The following is an 18,367-nucleotide window of genomic DNA, read 5'->3' on the forward strand; positions in this document are numbered from 1 at the left end:
CACTTGGTCATACCTATTATTGCATACAGCGTATGCTAGGACATGAGATTTTTGATACGAGGAAAAATAATATCGTCTTAGAATTTTTACTTACAATTGAACAAGTATAAATTCCGGCTATTGTTTTAACATTCTATTATTCACATGCAAATTGTATACTTTTCACACTCGTTTACCATGTTTTCTACTGGGGTTTTGTATGTTTGTAAAAGAAAACATGAAATGAAACGGAAAAACCCCACTACATTTGTGCCGTTGAACGGTAAATTGTAGTGGGGTTTTCTCCATTGTATCCGTTGCAATCACACGGATAGTCTCTGTCTTCATGTATGCAACAGATTACTGAAATACTTCTTGCTAACTGAATTATTGGGAAATAGAGACGCCTAAAGGCTGTGTACCTACAGGGATCGTTGCGATGATTGTATCTGTAACTGTATTAATGACATTAATCGAAGCAGCGCCAAACCTGGCAATATACGCTCGATTTAAGTCTACATTTACAGCTATTCCACGAGGTTGAGAGGTAATGGGGATCGTGCCAATCACAGTATTAGATTCCGTACTAATTACTGATACACTATTACCAGTATTATTTGATACATATAACTTATTGTGAACAGGATCTAACCCCATGTTTACTGGCTGTGAACCTACAGGAATCGTAGTAATCGAAGTGTTCGTTATCGTATCGATGACAGAAACATTATTGTTACCACCATTGGCCACATATAATTGATTGTGTTCAGAATCGATCGTCACACCTTCTGGCTTAGTACCAACAATAATCGTCCCGATAACAAGATGCTCATCAGTATCAATGATAGTTACGGCATTGGCGTCAAAACCTGATACATATAAACGCTTCGTAACTGCGTTTAGATCCATTCCTAACGGATTTTGGCCCACAGGGATGGTCGCAATTACAATGTTCGTTGCCGCATCGATAACGGAAACGGTAGCATTGCCGTTAGCAACGTAAACTTGATTCGTAATTTGATCCACTAAGACGTAACGGGGATTTGTAATACCAACGGTAATCGTAGTAATGACGACATTGAAAGAGCCGCTTATAACGGATACATTGTTGGCCGATTGATTCGCGACATAAATACGATCGAGACTAGGATTTGAATCTAGATAACGTGGGTTATTTCCTGTTTGAATCGTGGCGATAACTGCATCTAAATCACTGTTAATAACGGATGCGTTAGCAGATCCATAATTAGAAACATAAATATTTCCAATTTGTGAAAGAGAAGGCGTACCAGGTCCCGTCGGTCCGCGGGCACCCGTAGCTCCTGTTGCACCAGTTGCCCCTGCTGGTCCTGTCGCTCCTGTTGCACCATTGTCACCTTCCACACCCTGAATCCCTTGTGGCCCTTGCGGTCCTTGTAACCCTTGCACCCCTTGCACCCCTTGCTCGCCCTCAGGTCCTTCAGGTCCTGCTGGCCCTTGGGTTCCTTGTGGCCCTTGTGCCCCAGGAGCCCCCTGTGCCCCAGGTGTACCTGTCGGTCCCGTTGGTCCTGTTACACCTGTGCTTGGTCCAGTGGCCCCTGTCGCTCCCTGGGGCCCTGCCGGTCCCGTCGGCCCAGTTGCTCCAGCACCACCGTCAGGAACAGCGGCTGTTCTTGTCACTAAAGTTGATAAAATAGTGAGAATTTGATTACGCGTAACATTATTCATAATAAATTCTGCTATTAAAATTGATAAAGTAGTATACAGTGATTGTAGCATCGTCGCGATCTGACCAACTTGTGCTGCAGTAGCTGAGGGTAAACGATTGTTAACAAATAAGAGAAGAAATAAACTATTCCGTGTAGCGTTTCTTCCTGTTACAGTAGGAAATTCGTTGAGTAAAAAATTATATAAATTCATTAGACTATTCTGTAAAGCTGTATTATTGATTTGATCAGGATTATTCAAATACGTATTAATAGCAATTTGTAATTGTTGGATTAAGGCTAAAAGTGCTGCTTCTTGCGCTGGGGTAATAGGAACCGTAGGTACTAGCTGGGGGGCGATGAGATTATCAAATACATTTTCGTCCTTACTCATATAGATACTCCTCCTTGTTGTAACGTACCATACATCTGATGAGAAACTCGTAAGTTATTCATCATACACGTCCTCCTTTTTTAAGTGCGTGCACACACTGCAGCCACGGCTTATGCCCGCCCAGTGCTTCCTCGAGCCACGCTAGGCGCTGGCGGTCAGGTGTGAAATAATACATCTGCGGAACGGGCGTTCCTCGTTTTTCCGCCTGTTTAACCAGCCCCTCATAGCGGCGCAGGTTGCCAAGCGTTGTATACAAATTCTCCCCCGTATCGATTTCCACGACATGTAGACGCTGCCGATTATACCAATAGGCTGCCGGCACAAGCGGTTCCCGTTTACCAGCAGGTAATAATCCCTCGTGCCACCGCCACTCGGGATACCCGCACCATTCCCAAATGTCATTGCGGTAGAGGACATCGTAGATGTCATGCAAATCACTGAGCATCGTAACATGAGGTGTGCCAAGTAACGACCCGCCTTTACTATTGATTCCAAAAATATGACGAGACGGTTCGACAATACTGTGAAGATACGGACGCAGGTGCTCGAGCTTACGCAGAATACTGCGCCTACTATACGATCCCAAATAGGCAACGAGTTGTCCTGTCGTAGTCCATCCAAACTTCTGAATAACCCCCAACAATTCCAAATCTGTCACAATTTGTTTCACAATCACCTTTTTCGTCATGATCCAACCTCCTTTTTTTACAAAATAGAAACAAACGAACAAAAAAGAATCCAATACACACAAGGATTTCTACGAAAAGATTCCCAATAGAGCGTACCCAAATGGGAATGATACAAATGGTGATCATTCCTGTATCAAGGGGTACGTCTCGTGAAATGAACAAGTGAGAAACATACATTTAATTGTTATTTTATAATATATTTATATAATAATTTATAGTGAAACCTTTTTCATCTACCAAGCATACGAATGATTGGTTTTCTTTACCATATGTTTGGGTGTTTTTCTTATCTTTTCTGTGTGTTACCACATTTTTTTGGTGAAATAAGCAAAAAAGTATGCACGAAGTGCTTGGGTGTTGTATAGAATACAGTACGCAACGAAACAAAGAGATTTTACTGTTTCTGGAAGGGGATAGACATTTCTTTATAGGACGAGTTGCGGGAGCAACGAACAAGAAGGGTTCCTGTATCTGTTATATTTTTCTAATAACTGGTGATTAAATCCAGTTTGGGTTCTTCCTATTTGGGTACACCCTATCGGGAACTGCACCTCTAACCTTACCAATTACAAATGATACATAAGCCTAACAAAACGCATGACCACTTTCCTAGTTTTCTAAACACCCCAAACTCATAGTCTCCTCATCTCCCATTTTCAGCACATCCATCCCAAAAACAGACCCAACTCGCACATGCTTCTACATCGCCCACCCGTTGCCACACCTGTGTTTTCCACCCGTCCTATTTCTTGTCATACAATAAAAATTGCCACATGTTTTCTCCACTACGCCATGATTTTCACATCATTTCCTGTAAAGAGAATCTCTTCTTTTCCGGTCCATCTATCGCCCCTAGTTTCCTATCTTACAAGATTTCCTGACAGCGATAGCGGCCACTGTGGAAAACTTTTTATATACTAACATATGTTGCTTCTATCTTACATATCATAAAGTACTCCTGCTTTGTGATATGCCTTACAAAAAACACGTCCATCAAAAAACAGCAAGCCAGACCACTCACCTGGCTTGCTTCTTCCTGTTCTAAAGACTTGTTTCCTCCTGTTTTACCTTTATGGTGATTGAAACCAAAATATAAGCAGGCATTTACACTCATTCTTATTTGTAATGAAGTGTTATTATAAATGCTAACTTAAATATGCACATTAACGCTTGAATAAAGATGTACAAAATCAACAGGATTCGCCATACTGGCCATGAGGTGGTTGGTATGTACATTATGTTAGATGTTCAAACAGAATTTGAGATTAAAAGTCTTACAGACTTACCAAATTTTAAAATATTAATGGAGAATTTAAAGATGAAAATAAATAAAAGCCAATTAGCAAGAGAATTAAACGTTGATCGGAGAACAATTGATAAATACTTAAATGGTTTCACACCAAAAGAAACAAAAAATAAAACATCAAAGATCGATACATATTATGAAGTAATTGTGGCTCTTTTATCGAGTGACTCTAAGCAAACATTTTATTACAAACGAGTATTATGGCAATATTTAACGGATAATCACGGTTTACAGTGTTCACAATCTAATTTTCGTGCTTATATCAATAAAAAACTAGAATTTAAACAATACTTTGATGAAGGAAAACGCATCATTTCAAGTTATTCACCAGGTGTTCGCTATGAAACAAATCCTGGAGAACAGGCACAGTTAGATTGGAAAGAAAATATACAGTTTGAAACAACAGATGGTGAAATCGTATACGTGAATATAGCTGTACTCTTATTATCTTATTCACGGTTTAGAGCTTTTCACTTGAGTATCTCGAAGTCACAAAATGTTTTAATGGCATTTATGACAGAGGCATTTGAAGCATTTGGTGGTGTACCGAAGGTAATTGTCACTGATAATATGAAAACCGTAATGGATGAGGCTCGGACCGAGTATTCCAAAGGAACCATTAATAATAAATTTGCTCAATTTGCGCAAGATTTTGGATTCAAAGTTCAACCTTGCATCGCCGGGCGACCGAATACAAAAGGAAAAGTAGAAGCACCCATGAAACTTTTAGATGAGATTCATGCTTATCAGGGGAAATTTACCTTTGAAGAGCTCCATCAATTTGTGCAAAAACTATGCATAAGAATTAATCAAACATTTCATCAAGGTACTAATAAAATTCCCATGTTTGCCCTAAAACAAGAAAAGAATCTCTTACAACCACTCCCACAGAGCACAATAAGAGATTCTTATAGAATCAAACACACACTTGTAAAAGTTAATGCATCAAATATGATTTCTTACAAGTCAAATCAATACTCAGTGCCAGCTGAGTATCAAGGTAAGACCGTTGGTCTACAAGTATATGATGATCAATTATTCGTTTATTATAACATGCAGCTAGTCGTACAACACAAAATCAGTCAATTGAAATTAAATTATAAAGAGGATCATTATAAACAGATGTTGGCCAAGGCAATTCCACAATATCCAAATATTGATAATCTAGCCAAACAAAATTTATCAGTTATTGGTGAGGTGTATAGTAATGAAGAATAGCTATCAACAATTAACACAAAATCTAGAGTATTTAAAGTTAAAGCAAATGGTACAACACTTAGGGGAAGTTGTCGATTTTAGCATCAATAATCAATTATCATTCATAGAAACACTCGTTAAGCTAACGAATTATGAAATTGATATACGCGAACAAAATATGATCCATTCTATGGTGAAAGTGGGTGCATTTCCTCACCGCAAAGAGATAGATGAATTTGATTTCGATTTTCAACCAAGTGTTAATCGACAACAAATTTTAGATTTCATTTCTCTACGTTTTTTAGAGAAACACGAAAATATTGTATTTTTAGGTCCTAGTGGTGTTGGAAAGACTCATTTAGCAACCTCTATTGGTATCGCAGCAGCTAAAAAACGAACAAGTACTTATTTTATTAAGTGTCATGATTTACTCCAAAATCTTAAACGTGCAAAAATTGAGAACCGTTTAGAAACTCGTCTAAAGCATTATACAAAATATAAACTACTTATCATTGATGAAATTGGCTATTTACCTATTGATCCGGAGGATGCAAAACTATTCTTCCAATTAATAGATATGCGTTATGAAAAGCGGAGTACGATTTTAACTACTAATATTAATTGTAACTACTCAGCTTAGTTAAACAAAAAAGCATGCCAAATACATGTTTCCTGTTCGAAAACATGAAAAAGAACACACTCCGATAAGAGAAAGAATCTATATGAAATAGAAACATTCTCTTACGAAAGAGTGGTATTCCAAGGAACCGTTCCGGTTTTTAACACCTGACTTATCGCTTGTAATACTGATTGATTTTGTTTTTTCATGGTGCTCATAAAACTACGTATGTGGCAAAATGATTCTGCACCTTCCTTACTTCGAAACGTCCCAGACACTTTTTGTTTGACTTTCGTCATCCGAATATCTCGCTCCGCTTGATTGTTATCAAATGGAATATCTGGACTTTCTAAGAACGCTAGAATTCTGTCCGCATACTTAGCAAAGCGATTCCATAAATTTTGAGAAGGCGTCTGTTTTCTTTTCTTTTTTTGTTCTGCAGAAGGCACCTGTTTGCCTTTCAATATGGCCTGGTATGCGGCAAACAGATTCTTTTTCTCTATTTCTGGAATATTTCCCTTGTATTGCTTTTTTATTGTCAAAGCTTGTGTAAGGAATTCTTTCATTTGTTGTGCCCATGTTTCTCCGGTACTATCTATAATCCCTTGCAAATCTCGCAAGAGATGGGCATTACATAAAACATGACGACAATCTGTATACACATCATACGGTTTCCACCCATCATGCATAGCAATTCCAGAAAAAGAAGGCAAGATTTCACCTGCATCCATCGCTTCTTTTCCGCGTTTTTCATGAATATGTTGAAATGTCACCTCCGGTGTACTCGCAGTATGTAACCATTGTGTTTTATTTTCTACTCGCATACCGGTTTCATCAAAATGGACAACAGAAGACTGCAGAATCTGTTCTTTTACTTCTTCGAGAAACGGCCGCAATTGAGCAGAAAAAGCATGGGTATGATTGACTAACGTCCCTTCGCTTATCGAATGTCCAAAACAATCTTGAAAGAATTCTTTTGTTCGTTTCAAAGAAAGGCATTGATAATGTGTTAAATAAGGAATCAGTGTTTTTATATTTGGACCATATTGAACAGGACGAGAGACAGTAGAGGGAAACTGGGATTCTTGGATAGAATGGCAATGTGGGCACTCTTTTTGTTCCACTTTATGTTCTGTGACTTCTATCAGGATAGGTGGTAAATCATACACTTGGCGAATGCGGTATCCTTTTACAGGTTCATGTTTTAAGGACGTGTGACAACAAATACAATGCGTAGGAGAATAGGTAATCATATTGTCAGGAGTCGTTGTCAAATGAAGTGTATGTCCTTTGTGGCCCAACTGGCCACCGGTTTGACGCTGGGATGATTTTCGCAAACTTTTTGTAATAGGCTTACGAAAACCATCTGTAGAGGGTGGTTTATGACTATTTGTAGAGTTTTTTTTTGAACGATTTTCTAATTCTTCTATACGCTCTTTTAAATTCTGTATTTGACTTTCTAATTGATGAACAAAATCGTAAATAGCTTGAGGTCCCTTTTGATAGACAGCTAGAATTTCTTGTTTTTTCAACATAAATACCACCTCCTTGTCTGATATATCTAGTATTCACACAAAAAGTACATATCAGACTAGTAAATGAAAAAAGCCTCCGTGAGGAAGCTGAGTAGTTACTATTAATTTCAAATCATGGGATGAAGTTTTTCAAGACCCTAAGCTCGCTAACGCTATTTTGGATCGTATATTACATCACGCCACCGTCGTTAGTATTGTAGGGCATTCATACCGAATCATAGATCATTTTAGTAACGAAAATGTACATGTTTATCTTGACATTTACAGTTATACCTAAAATTTGGTCGCATATACTACAAGTGATTCCACATCGCTTCACTATAGATGGTTCTATCACAAAACAGCGTACTCCAGTCAAGAATGCGCTATTTTTTTATTTTTATCATTCATATTCATTTCTACTGTTACATATAATACTATGGCAAACCCAAAATGGGAGATAGTATATCTTTATAATGTCAAAAACAGAGCATTCCTCACTCGCCAGGGAAATGCTCTGCTTTTGTTTACCTCATATACACATAGGCTTCATTTGTTACCTCTTATTTTGCATGTAACCCAACATGATAACAAATAAGAAGTATAAGGAGTATTGAACTTGTAAGAAGTGTTTTTTTAAGAATTTTTCTCTGTTAAGTATTGTAAATATCGCCGTACAACATAATGTTAAACCCATAATTCCTAATAAAATATGCGAATTCAATTTGAGGTCAATTCCTGACACATATAATTGAAAAGAACATGTTGCTATAAGCAAACAAATCAAAGCCATTATACCCAATATTTTGTTCATACACTCACCCCCGAAAAATAAATTACTATAAAAATATCTTATGTATGCTTTAAGAATTACTGATATCAGTTAATTGATATCCCGATATATATGTAAAGATATATTTTAAAATACCACATTCTTGCAAATAAGATATACCATAAAAAGTATTTTGACAAGGAAGTTTTATGAAGGTAACATCTAAGATTTCTATGATGTGATTTCAATTTCTATTTTATTTAATTATTTATCTATCTACATAAATAAAATAACAACAATGAATAAGGGGAATTTAAAATGAATACGACAAACAGAAAAATAGCTATTTCAGCTATGGCTCTAGGCTTATTAACAACTTCACTTCCAACATTATCATTGGCAGAAGAAAATAATTCTATATCTTCTAATATGCCTACCCAACTCATTCAAACTCAGAAATGTAGTTTTCTACTTTAATATTTCCTTCTTTTACATCTCTTCTCAATAGGATCCGAATGTCTGGTGTGCTCATTCGCTCTGTATTTTTTTCCATCACAAAATAAGCCGTCCCATCATCCGATGTAGAAACAGCTTGCGAGGACAATATATAGACGAACACACCATTCTTTGCATCAACTACTTGAGCGTCATCTCGAATACATACTCCTGTATGATTGGTCGCTTCATATTTAACCACATATCCTGTTAAATCCACATTCTGCTCTTTTTCTCTTACATACACAGTAAGCCTCAATCCATTCTTGTCATTCTGCCGAGAACGAATTGTTTTGGTAAACACAGGATCTGCTAAATCTATCATCCGTTTTTATCACATGCTCTTGAAATGCACTCGTCAATTGTGAAAGCATTCCGTATAAGCCTACGCCATTTTCCTCTACTTCTTTTGGAATAACGAAACCATAATATGTAGGAATTGCCTCTGTAGTAATCGTTGGCTCTCCTTCTTTACGATCCATACGCATCTCATACAGTTTTGGGATATCGTTTTTCAAATTGTACTGTTTCATTTCCTATCCCATTACCTTTTCAAGTGCGCTGAATGCAATAGGACGGATATTGGTTTTATATGTTTCTTTAGAAGAAATTTTAAAGTCTGAAGCAATTACTCCTTGATAATATGATCCAAGAGCTGTCTTTATTTGAATATAGCCATTTTCGTATCATCGCATTTGGAAGTATGATATCTGTATCTCCTCCAGATGAAACCCCAATACTCGCAATCCAATTGTCATTACGATAAAAGCGGAACTGATCTTTGACTTTAAACCTCATATCACTTTGAGCATTTAGGACGATCATTTTATCAGCATCAAGCATTGCATTCCCAGTTTGAGAAAAGTATAAAGAAGCTGCATTCAAGTATCCATTGCCATCGAGTCCTTTAGTCATTCCTATTCCACCAGATTTAACACTTGTGTCTGAGAATTGGTATACCATAATAGCACCATTTGCACCTGTGGAATCTGAATCTCCGCCTAAAATAAGAGTAGGCTGTATCTCATTTCTACTATTTTTGTAGTACCCGACAAACACCCTTGTTTTCGATGATTCATACAAACGGATAAATTGCTTTGAAATATTTACATAGTTGACACTATCTGAAGTTCGTAATGTTGAACCTGTTATTTCTCCCCCTCGAACAACATTCCCACTTAACGTGCCTGCAGTAATAAAATCAGCAACAATTCTTCCGTCACTTGTAATAGCAGTTCCATATGGTCCATTCACACCTGTAGAGGAGTAACCTAGTCCATTTAGGTTCCATTGCCAAACCTTTTTGGCCGTCTTTTCATCCCTTGTATCCATGATGAAAAGACGGTCAGGATACAAACGAACATGTCCTCCAAAACCAGACTTGATAAGACTTGTCGCATTCGCTTTTGCTGCATCTAAAATCGAACTTGGCATAGCGGATAATTCTTTTTGCATCAAGTCAACGCTACCGGAAACGTCCGTAAAAGATTCTTTGAAATTCCCAATCGTTATGTCCAGTTATTCTTTTTTGACCTGATCATACTTATACGCAATTACCTTCGCTTTAATCGAAATCCCATCTTCTTCATGGATCACTGTAACGGTATACGTTGCTTTAGGCTGATCAACCTTTTGAATAGCAAACATATCCTTGGCTGCCTGGCGTAATAACCTATATGCTTCTTCTAACGGAACTGCATCTTCGTCATTAGCATTTTCATCAATAGCGGCTTTAGCCGTGGGAATGTCAAAGATACACGTGTTTTATAACAACCTACATCCTCACATCATGGGGTTTTATAAATACGATAGAAAAAACCAATATATTTGCATTAACAAAAAATTAGACACAAATGATCAAACCGCAACTTGTTCACATGAATTAGGGCATTGTAAAATACATAAGCATATCAATACCCCTTTTTTACGTGTTAATACCTTTCTAACTGTTGATAAATTAGAAAGACAAGCGAATTTATTTGCTATTGAACTGTTAATGCCAGATGAAGATTGGTATGCGTATACAAAAGATTTTCAAACCTTAGACGAAATTTCCAGTTATACCGGCATACCAAAAGATTTATTACTACTCAAATACCAAAAAACAATGGGAGCGGAGCAAACGAATGTTTATTCTATCTCAAAATAGAATGGAGAGATGAAATTGGCTAGTTTTAGAAAACGTAACGATAAACGGGAATATCAGATTAGATATAAAGAAATGGGGAAATACAAAGAAACATCCAAAGGTGGTTTTAAAACAAAAAAAGAAGCCCAATTAGCTGCCGCTAAAATAGAAGAGAAATTTGCTAACGGAGTTGACATAAATAACCATAATATAACATCTAATGATTATATGTATGCATGGTTAGATACTTATAAAAAAGGAACTATTTCTGAACGAACATATACAATTTAAAGAAAAAACATTCGATTGTTCATATTACCTACATTTGGTAACCTAAAATTAAAAGATTTAACTCGTGTGAAATATCAAAAATTCATAAATTCTCTTCTAAAAACACGTAGTAAACAAACTGTATCACTGATTAACGCTACAATGCATTAGAAATAGCAGTTAATGAACTTGAAACTCTCACGAAAAATCCAACAAACGATCAGAAATTAAATGTTTTGACATAGATGAATTAAGGTCATTCTTAGACTATGTTTTGAATAAACAAACTACTTTTAAATACTATTCCCTGTTTATGTTTTTATCGCGGACTGGCTTACGAATTGGAGAGTGTTTGGCTTTATAATGGGATGATATAGAATTTACTAAAAACAAATCTATATCAACAAAACATTAATAACTACTCAAAGAAATGACCTTATAAAATTCGGCCCCCCTAAAAATAAAAGTAGTATCAGAATACTTACTCTAGATGATTCTACATTATCGCTTTTAAATCAAGTGAAAATAGAGCAAGCTAAAAACATCTTAATAAACGGTAAATATTATCAGAATTATAATTTTGTATTTACCAATGAAGATAACTCTTACATATTACGAGCTTCAACGTTAGTATTTTTAAAAGAAGCATGTAAAAAAAGGCGGATTCGAATATATAACATTACATGGATTCAGGCATACACATGCTGTGCATCTGCTACAAAGTGGAGCGAACATAAATATGTTTCTGAACGTCTAGGACATTCCACTATTAACATGACAGCAGATGTTTATCTACATGTAACAAAATCTATGGAAGAAACCTCAGTAAATCAATACGATGAATTTTTGAAATCACGTGGGCAAATTGTGGGAAATCGGTGTTAGTGAAACGGCCAAACAGCTTGAAACACAGGGATTTAGATACAAATAATCATAATACTGTACTATGATTATTTGTTAACCGCCTGAAACCATAGTTTCATCCATTATACCCTATCTTCCCCCTAGTAAAAAAACAGACACATATTAGGGGGATTGGGATTGGGTTTGCATTCTAATTTGCCTAAAACCTCTAGCATTTAATCAATTCTAGTTCTAAAAAACATTTGACTAATCGTAAGAAAGACACCCAAGAGCTATCAAAGATTCTAATTCTCCTATTCAACTTCTTACAGCCAAACTAGAGAAAATCTCATCAATATGAGAAGAAAACAGTCTTTGATATATTAGGTATCGTTTACAATTGTACGATGCTGGATAATCAGGCGGCTTAATTCAAAAAATAAAACCCGTTAGCGTTTATTTCATATGCAAAAACCTTTCAATTCCTTAACCATAACCTTTAGAAAAAACACTTGCTAACTATAATTGACGTTGTACGTGAGTGGCTTGATAGCAATGGATTCTATCTCTTATACAAATATATTTTTCACTAGAATCTTTATATTTTCAAATTAATGAGAATATAAAGATTCACTTGAAATTTTTTGTTCAGATCCGCTATTAATAGACCATAATAATTCCATTATACTTGCACCAGGACCATTGAAATACTCTATTTTAATATTGTACAATTCATCTTTTTTTAAATAAATAGATGGACTAGTATGTTTTGTTTTCCCCATTATATTGTAATCATCAATTACAGCCTCATCATTAATATAGACACGTACACCATCGTCTGAATTCGTAATAATTTTATATTCCCCCGTTTGAGGCGCTTTAACTTTCCCAGTCCAACGAATTGAAAAATTTTCTGGGACTTTTCCTAATGAGTCGGGTAAATAACTTATGGTAATGTCTTTATCTACACGTTCCATTACTTTATTATTAAAAAATACTCCTGTATAGTATTCGCCTAATAAACCATGTTCTATTTGAGGTGGTGCTTCATTTTTCACCAAACCAGCATTTAAATTTTTTAAGTCATTTTGAGTTACTACTATGTAATTTGTTAAACTGTCCGATCCAAAATAAGGGTCTGTACCATAAAAAATATAATTCTGTGGTACGTTAAGTTTAGCATAGTATAGACCATCTGGAATAGCACCAAATGAATAATTACCTTGCGAATCTGTTGTAGCATTTTTAATTAAAACTCCATAAATGTTAAATAAATCCATTTTAACATTACTTATTCCAGGTTCTCCTTCATCTATTTTTCCATTTTGGTTTTTATCTTCCCAAACTAATCCTGTATTTTCAGCAGCGTAAGTTGGCGTAGTTATCACATATTGACTACTTAATAGTGCGGTAGATAATAATGTTCCATACATTATTTTGTTTAATTTCATAAAATGATTCCTCCCAAATTTATCTAATTAACGTTGTTTTGTAGAGACCATTTTGATTGGAATCCCCCAAAACAAGCTTGCCAACACTATCTTCAAAAAAATTCGTTCACTCTTATGCTTGCTCTTGTATAGAAAGCATAGAAATAGAAAATTCTAATAGTGTTGCAGAAACTGTCCCATAGCATACTACTATTTTTCCATTGCGCATATGTCTCATATGAAACATTAATCTTTCACAAATAAATCATTAACTGTCCTTTTCTACAGGGACATCTTGCCCTACTTCCATACATTCGATATTTTTTTCTTGTAGACAACTCTATCATGCTTGCGAATATCGTGGCACAACATCGTCCACAGATTCTGAATAAAATAGGGGACTCACCAATACAAACTTCATAACTGAACCGAATCTTGTTGCTGGGCCAGTAGATTTATTCCTAAGTTACTCTTCAGCCATTCCCCCTTCTGAAAGACATACTGAAATTGCGCGTGTTTTTCAATACTCCTTACGATATAACAGAAATTCTCTAATTAGAGAGTGCCGTTAGAACATATACATTGTAATAAATATGACTTATTAATGAATATACATATAATTACCTTTTGAAAAAGTAATTTTTATAGTAATCATACAAAACCTATGCAGAGGGGAAAAATAGTCTTTATACAAAAAATAATAGCTATCTTGTATAACTCACTTTTATAAAATAATTTTTATATTAAAATATTTGCGTTGAAAGGATTTGAGTAGATTTTTTAGTGTATTCATCAAAAGACTTGTTAATGGTTGGACACTAACTAATACGCATTCATATCCCAAGTTCGTGGGTCAATTCACATATTATCACGTTTCAAAAAAACGACACCTTCCTTATAGATTATAAGGAAGGTGTCGTTTTTTGTACTTAGAGTAATAAATAATATTATGTTCAGAGACTGTTATTCATATACCTATAATTGCATCAATATATGATAGAGTATATTTATTATTAAGCTTGAAGCGTTTCCTGCTCTTTACTATTGTGGAACTATAGAGACGTCAACCTTAAGAGATTGTATACCATCTTCATTTATAATAGTAAATTTATCGTATTTATACGTATATCCTCTTTGTATCAACAGTTCAACTTGATCTGGATATTTACTTAGATCAGATATATATGCTGCCGTTGTTCCTTTTGGTACTTTAATATGCAATAAAACACCATAGCGCTCTCCAGTAAAAGATTTATCTGGGCACAGATAGAATTAAAATGTTTTAATACACGAAAAAAGAGAAAAAACATAATTTTTTTGTTTAATATTTATATATCCAGAAACACAAAAAGTAACCTACATGGTAAAAGCAGGTTACTTTTTTGATAAATTCATTCACACAGCATAATATTAGTCTTTAATTTTCTCTCTTACTTTCTCAGGTAGATCTGTTTCTTTTACTTTTTTGTAATCTTTAACAAAATGATTTTCATCAGGATCTGTTGATTTTAATACACGAATCCGAAGAAACGTAGAAGGCTTTATCTCTTCCGATACAGTAAAAATAACTTTAACTTTTTCCCCTGCCTCATTGTAAGCGTTCAATTTATATTCATTCGTCGTCGGATGTTGTCGCGTGTCTTCATTTCCTTGAATTTGGACATAGTATTCTTGTGCTGTCGCTTTTTCATATAAACCAGATACTTGTTCACACCCTGCCGTAAAAACCATCAAAATAGTTAACCATACAAATATATTTAGATATTTTTTCATGTTTTCATCCCCCTTCTATCTATATTTACTTGGCTTATATTTTTGCTGTTCGATACTACTTTTTAGTCCATTTTCGTTTTTCATATTCTATGGAATTTAAAGTTGCTTTGGAAACACAAGTCTTTTATATAATTGTACAGTAATCAGATAATATATCGTATATATAATAAAGAAAATAAAAATTGGTGCCCCAATATTAATATAGGGATCTGTAAACATAACTACATTTGCAAAAACTTTCATTCCAACTAAAACATGTAGCACGCCAAGAATAGCGGGAAATATAAAGAGAACTCCAATTTCTTTATATATAGACTTTATAAGTAACTCTTTACGTACGCCTATTTTGCGAAGTATGCGATAACGATCTATATCCCTTGTAGCTCCCGAGAGAATTTTAAACATCAAACAACTTGCCATCATCGCTAAAAATGCAATACCTAAGAAGAATCCCATAAATACAGTTCCTTTTGAGAAAGCAAGCATCTCTTCATACATACCATACTTTGTTAACAAGACGTCTTCTCTCTGAAGATTAGGTAATTGTTTTCGGTGACGAATATCTAATTCTTTCAATTCCTTTTTATATTTCAGAAAATCATCTACTTTAGCTAGTAAAAATATATGCTCTGGCCCAGAAACGGCTGTATACTGTTTTTGATCTACGATATATACTGCTTTCTGATCAAACATTTGCCTATTTATTCTAAATTCAAATGCGATTGCTCGATTCCACTCTGAAGGTAATGTCTTATACATTTTGTTATCACTAAACATACTGTAGGCTTCCGCTGGAAGTCCTTTTGTAATGCGATACGGATGACTCGCTTCAAAATTCAAAAATACAAGTGGTGGATGGGCTACAAGATCATCCTTTAAGTAATAAATCGCTTGATTATTGCTTTTATAGCGATATTGATTTTTTTCTGTTATTTTCATATTTTTCAATGTTTCATAATCTGCGTTTTCTGGATTCAAAATCGTAATATCATATACTTGAGTTTTATTTGCTCTTAATTCTACATTTTGTTGCAAAGACATACTACTAGCCATAGCACCAACCCCAAGTCCAATTAATATTGTAACTGTCCCTAATATTTTGGCTAGACTATTCACACGAAATTGTAATTGAGAAAAAGTAAAGGCATTAATATATCTTCCATTTAAATTTGTTTTTTTTAATACACTTATCAATACAGGTAAGAGTGAAATAAATAGTAGATATGTTCCTAACGTAATAGTACAAAGTGGCAGTTGAATATCTGAAACTTTTTTGATGCCAGGAACTATAACCAAATAATAACCGATTCCAAGTCCACCTACACCCACTATAGCTAGGAACATGGTTATAAGGCTCTTAGTTTGTATACGCTCTACCGTTTGTTCTATGTAAATCAATTGTAACTCTGTTTTCATAGATAGACGAAATACATTGATAATAGAGGTAAAGAAAAATAAGATACCAAAAAAGAAACATGTTTTACCCCAGGCAGGCAAATAAAAAACTTGATATCCCTTCAGAGAGACTTCTAATTGTTTCATTAATGAGAAACTCACTAATTTTGAAAGGAGAACTCCTAACACGCTTCCCAAAATAAGTGCTAAAAAGCCCATACCTATTGTTTCAAAAAATAATAGACGACTAATTTTATTTTTTTTTGCCCCTAATATTAAATACATTCCCAATTCTTTACGACGCAGGGAAAGTAAAAAGGAATTCGCATAAAAAATATAAAAAAAAGAAATAAACATGAGTAAAATAGAGCCAATCTGGAATATTAGAACAATGGAACTAATTACACTATTTTGCTTTGTAAATTCTGTATTCATCGCCAAGGTTTGAAACATATAAAAAATAGCAATGGAAATAACTAGTCCAATTAATAACACTATATAATCTTTCATCATCTTTCGCATACTAGAAATAGAAAGTTTAAACAACATACTGTTATCTCTCCATTTCTTTTGAAAATGTGTCAATTGTAGCTAATACATCTAAAATTTCTTTATAGAAAACGTCTCGTGTATCACTCCGATGAATTTGCTTATACAACTCTCCATCTTGAATAAACAAAATACGCTTACAATAACTCGCACTATACGGATCATGTGTAACCATCATAATCGAGACATCTTGTTCTTTATTTAACTGTTGCAACGTTTCTAGTAAACTTGTTGCATTTTTAGAGTCAAGCGCTCCAGTCGGTTCATCTGCCAAAATTATCGCCGGCTTATGCACAAGTGCACGAGCTGCAGCGGTACGTTGTTTTTGCCCTCCGGATATTTCAACAGGGTATTTGGAAAGAATAGAAGTAATGCCTAATATCCCCGTTACATCATATACTTTCCCCTTAATTTCACGGGAGGATCTCCCTTGAAGCGAGAGTGGCAATGCAATATTTTCATAGACCGATAAATTTTCCAGTAAATTGAAATCTTGAAATATAAAACCTAATTTCTGAGATCGAAAATCAGAAAGTTCATTCGCTTTCATCTTAGTAATATCTATTCCAGCGATAGTAATCCTACCCTCTGTGGCTTGATCTAAGGTAGAAATCACATTTAGTAGTGTTGTTTTCCCTGAACCAGAAGGTCCCATAATTCCAACAAATTCACCTTCTTCTATAACAAAAGAAACACCTTTTAAGGCGTGGAATTGATTTTCACCTTTTCTACCGTATACTTTTTTCACTTTATTTACATATACTACGGGTTTACTCATAATAATTACCTCCAATCCAAAATGTAATCACAGGTTGATTCATATAATATTAGTTTATCTATTTTACTTTAATAAAGATATTGATTCTTCTTACATCTACCTTACAATGTTGTAAGCTGTAGTTTATTGTTATTTTTTCAGTCAAAATATAGGTAACAAGAACTCTTCAAATGATATATAGCTATATCCAAAATACATCTCCGTTTAAATTATTCAGACCTAAAGTTTATAACCTCATGACCATTAACGTAAGGGTTTTCACTACCCCAAGTACAACAAGACATTATTCTTTCTTGACGGACTAAATAAGAAAGAACAATGTCTTTTATGAAATCTCTTGATTCAAGATGAATTACAGTCATTTGCGAAAGAAGTCAAATGACACATCATACTTGTATTTTAACAGGGCTGGCAAGCGATCCCTTAGTCCGATTACGTTAATCACATTTAATATATAATTACTTTTTAATTAGAGGGAAGTACTACCCTTATAGCCTGGTAAATATAGAAAGCTAATATCCTAAAAAGCCCCCACTTCAAGCAGTCCGTTA

13 protein-coding genes and 5 pseudogenes are annotated in these 18,367 nt (G+C 34.9%); 8 read left to right on the forward strand and 10 right to left on the reverse strand.

Features of this window, described 5'->3' with window-relative positions; all coding sequences use genetic code 11:
* Positions 1-366 precede the first annotated feature (366 nt).
* Positions 367-2,058: a collagen-like repeat preface domain-containing protein gene (locus MHI28_RS32490; protein WP_340828645.1), complete on the reverse strand. Its 1,692-nt coding sequence runs from the start codon at positions 2,056-2,058 to the stop codon at positions 367-369.
* Between the two features lie 61 nt (positions 2,059-2,119).
* Complete coding sequence (locus MHI28_RS32495) at positions 2,120-2,746, reverse strand: hypothetical protein (RefSeq protein WP_340828647.1); 627 nt, start codon at positions 2,744-2,746, stop codon at positions 2,120-2,122.
* Between the two features lie 1,229 nt (positions 2,747-3,975).
* Between MHI28_RS32495 and istA the strand changes: the two genes are divergently transcribed.
* Positions 3,976-5,271 carry an IS21 family transposase gene (istA, locus tag MHI28_RS32500; RefSeq protein WP_340828648.1) on the forward strand — a complete coding sequence of 432 codons (1,296 nt, stop codon included), beginning with the start codon at positions 3,976-3,978 and terminating at the stop codon, positions 5,269-5,271.
* A pseudogene (gene istB, locus MHI28_RS32505) lies at positions 5,261-5,872 on the forward strand (IS21-like element helper ATPase IstB); the annotation flags it as partial. The gene istA and the pseudogene istB, both read left to right, overlap by 11 nt.
* Positions 5,873-5,991: 119 nt before the next feature.
* On the opposite strand, the gene tnpC reads toward istB, so the two are convergent.
* The gene (tnpC, locus tag MHI28_RS32510; protein WP_197233369.1) at positions 5,992-7,404 is read right to left on the reverse strand and encodes an IS66 family transposase; all 1,413 of its coding nucleotides are present in this window, start codon (positions 7,402-7,404) and stop codon (positions 5,992-5,994) included.
* 100 nt (positions 7,405-7,504) lie between these two features.
* On the opposite strand from tnpC, the pseudogene MHI28_RS32515 reads away from it, so the two are divergent.
* Positions 7,505-7,681, forward strand: a pseudogene (locus MHI28_RS32515) (ATP-binding protein); the annotation flags it as partial.
* Between the two features lie 792 nt (positions 7,682-8,473).
* Positions 8,474-8,632: a hypothetical protein gene (locus tag MHI28_RS32520; protein WP_340828649.1), complete on the forward strand. Its 159-nt coding sequence runs from the start codon at positions 8,474-8,476 to the stop codon at positions 8,630-8,632.
* Here the strand turns inward: MHI28_RS32520 and MHI28_RS32525 are convergent.
* A pseudogene (locus MHI28_RS32525) lies at positions 8,601-8,975 on the reverse strand (BppU family phage baseplate upper protein); the annotation flags it as partial. The gene MHI28_RS32520 and the pseudogene MHI28_RS32525 overlap by 32 nt on opposite strands.
* A pseudogene (locus MHI28_RS32530) lies at positions 8,920-10,384 on the reverse strand (phage tail spike protein); the annotation flags it as partial. The pseudogenes MHI28_RS32530 and MHI28_RS32525, both read right to left, overlap by 56 nt.
* Between MHI28_RS32530 and MHI28_RS32535 the strand changes: the two are divergent.
* From MHI28_RS32535 to MHI28_RS32550, 4 genes and pseudogenes are all read left to right on the forward strand, one after another.
* Positions 10,302-10,799: an ImmA/IrrE family metallo-endopeptidase gene (locus MHI28_RS32535; RefSeq protein ID WP_340828651.1), complete on the forward strand. Its 498-nt coding sequence runs from the start codon at positions 10,302-10,304 to the stop codon at positions 10,797-10,799. The pseudogene MHI28_RS32530 and the gene MHI28_RS32535 sit on opposite strands and share 83 nt — an antisense overlap.
* 15 nt (positions 10,800-10,814) lie before the next feature.
* Positions 10,815-11,069: an Arm DNA-binding domain-containing protein gene (locus MHI28_RS32540; protein ID WP_340828653.1), complete on the forward strand. Its 255-nt coding sequence runs from the start codon at positions 10,815-10,817 to the stop codon at positions 11,067-11,069.
* A 15-nt stretch (positions 11,070-11,084) separates the two neighbouring features.
* Positions 11,085-11,219, forward strand: a complete 135-nt coding sequence (locus tag MHI28_RS32545; protein ID WP_340828655.1) for a hypothetical protein — start codon at positions 11,085-11,087, stop codon at positions 11,217-11,219.
* Positions 11,220-12,166: 947 nt separating this feature from the next.
* A pseudogene (locus tag MHI28_RS32550) lies at positions 12,167-12,322 on the forward strand (IS4 family transposase); the annotation flags it as partial.
* 180 nt (positions 12,323-12,502) lie between these two features.
* Here MHI28_RS32550 and MHI28_RS32555 read toward each other — a convergent pair.
* The 5 genes from MHI28_RS32555 to MHI28_RS32575 form a co-directional block, all read right to left on the reverse strand.
* Positions 12,503-13,342, reverse strand: a complete 840-nt coding sequence (locus MHI28_RS32555) for a PA14 domain-containing protein (protein ID WP_340828657.1) — start codon at positions 13,340-13,342, stop codon at positions 12,503-12,505.
* A 1,020-nt stretch (positions 13,343-14,362) separates the two neighbouring features.
* Positions 14,363-14,587, reverse strand: a complete 225-nt coding sequence (locus MHI28_RS32560; protein WP_340828809.1) for an ADP-ribosyltransferase — start codon at positions 14,585-14,587, stop codon at positions 14,363-14,365.
* A gap of 144 nt (positions 14,588-14,731) precedes the next feature.
* Positions 14,732-15,094: a YxeA family protein gene (locus MHI28_RS32565; RefSeq protein WP_340828658.1), complete on the reverse strand. Its 363-nt coding sequence runs from the start codon at positions 15,092-15,094 to the stop codon at positions 14,732-14,734.
* Positions 15,095-15,190: 96 nt separating this feature from the next.
* On the reverse strand, positions 15,191-17,038 hold the full coding sequence (locus tag MHI28_RS32570) for an ABC transporter permease (RefSeq protein ID WP_340828659.1): 1,848 nt from the start codon (positions 17,036-17,038) through the stop codon (positions 15,191-15,193).
* Between the two features lie 4 nt (positions 17,039-17,042).
* On the reverse strand, positions 17,043-17,816 hold the full coding sequence (locus MHI28_RS32575) for an ABC transporter ATP-binding protein (protein ID WP_340828660.1): 774 nt from the start codon (positions 17,814-17,816) through the stop codon (positions 17,043-17,045).
* Between the last annotated feature and the right edge of the window lie 551 nt (positions 17,817-18,367).

It is taken from the genome of Bacillus sp. FSL K6-0268, assembly GCF_038005425.1.
Lineage (GTDB): Bacteria > Bacillota > Bacilli > Bacillales > Bacillaceae_G > Bacillus_A > Bacillus_A thuringiensis_S.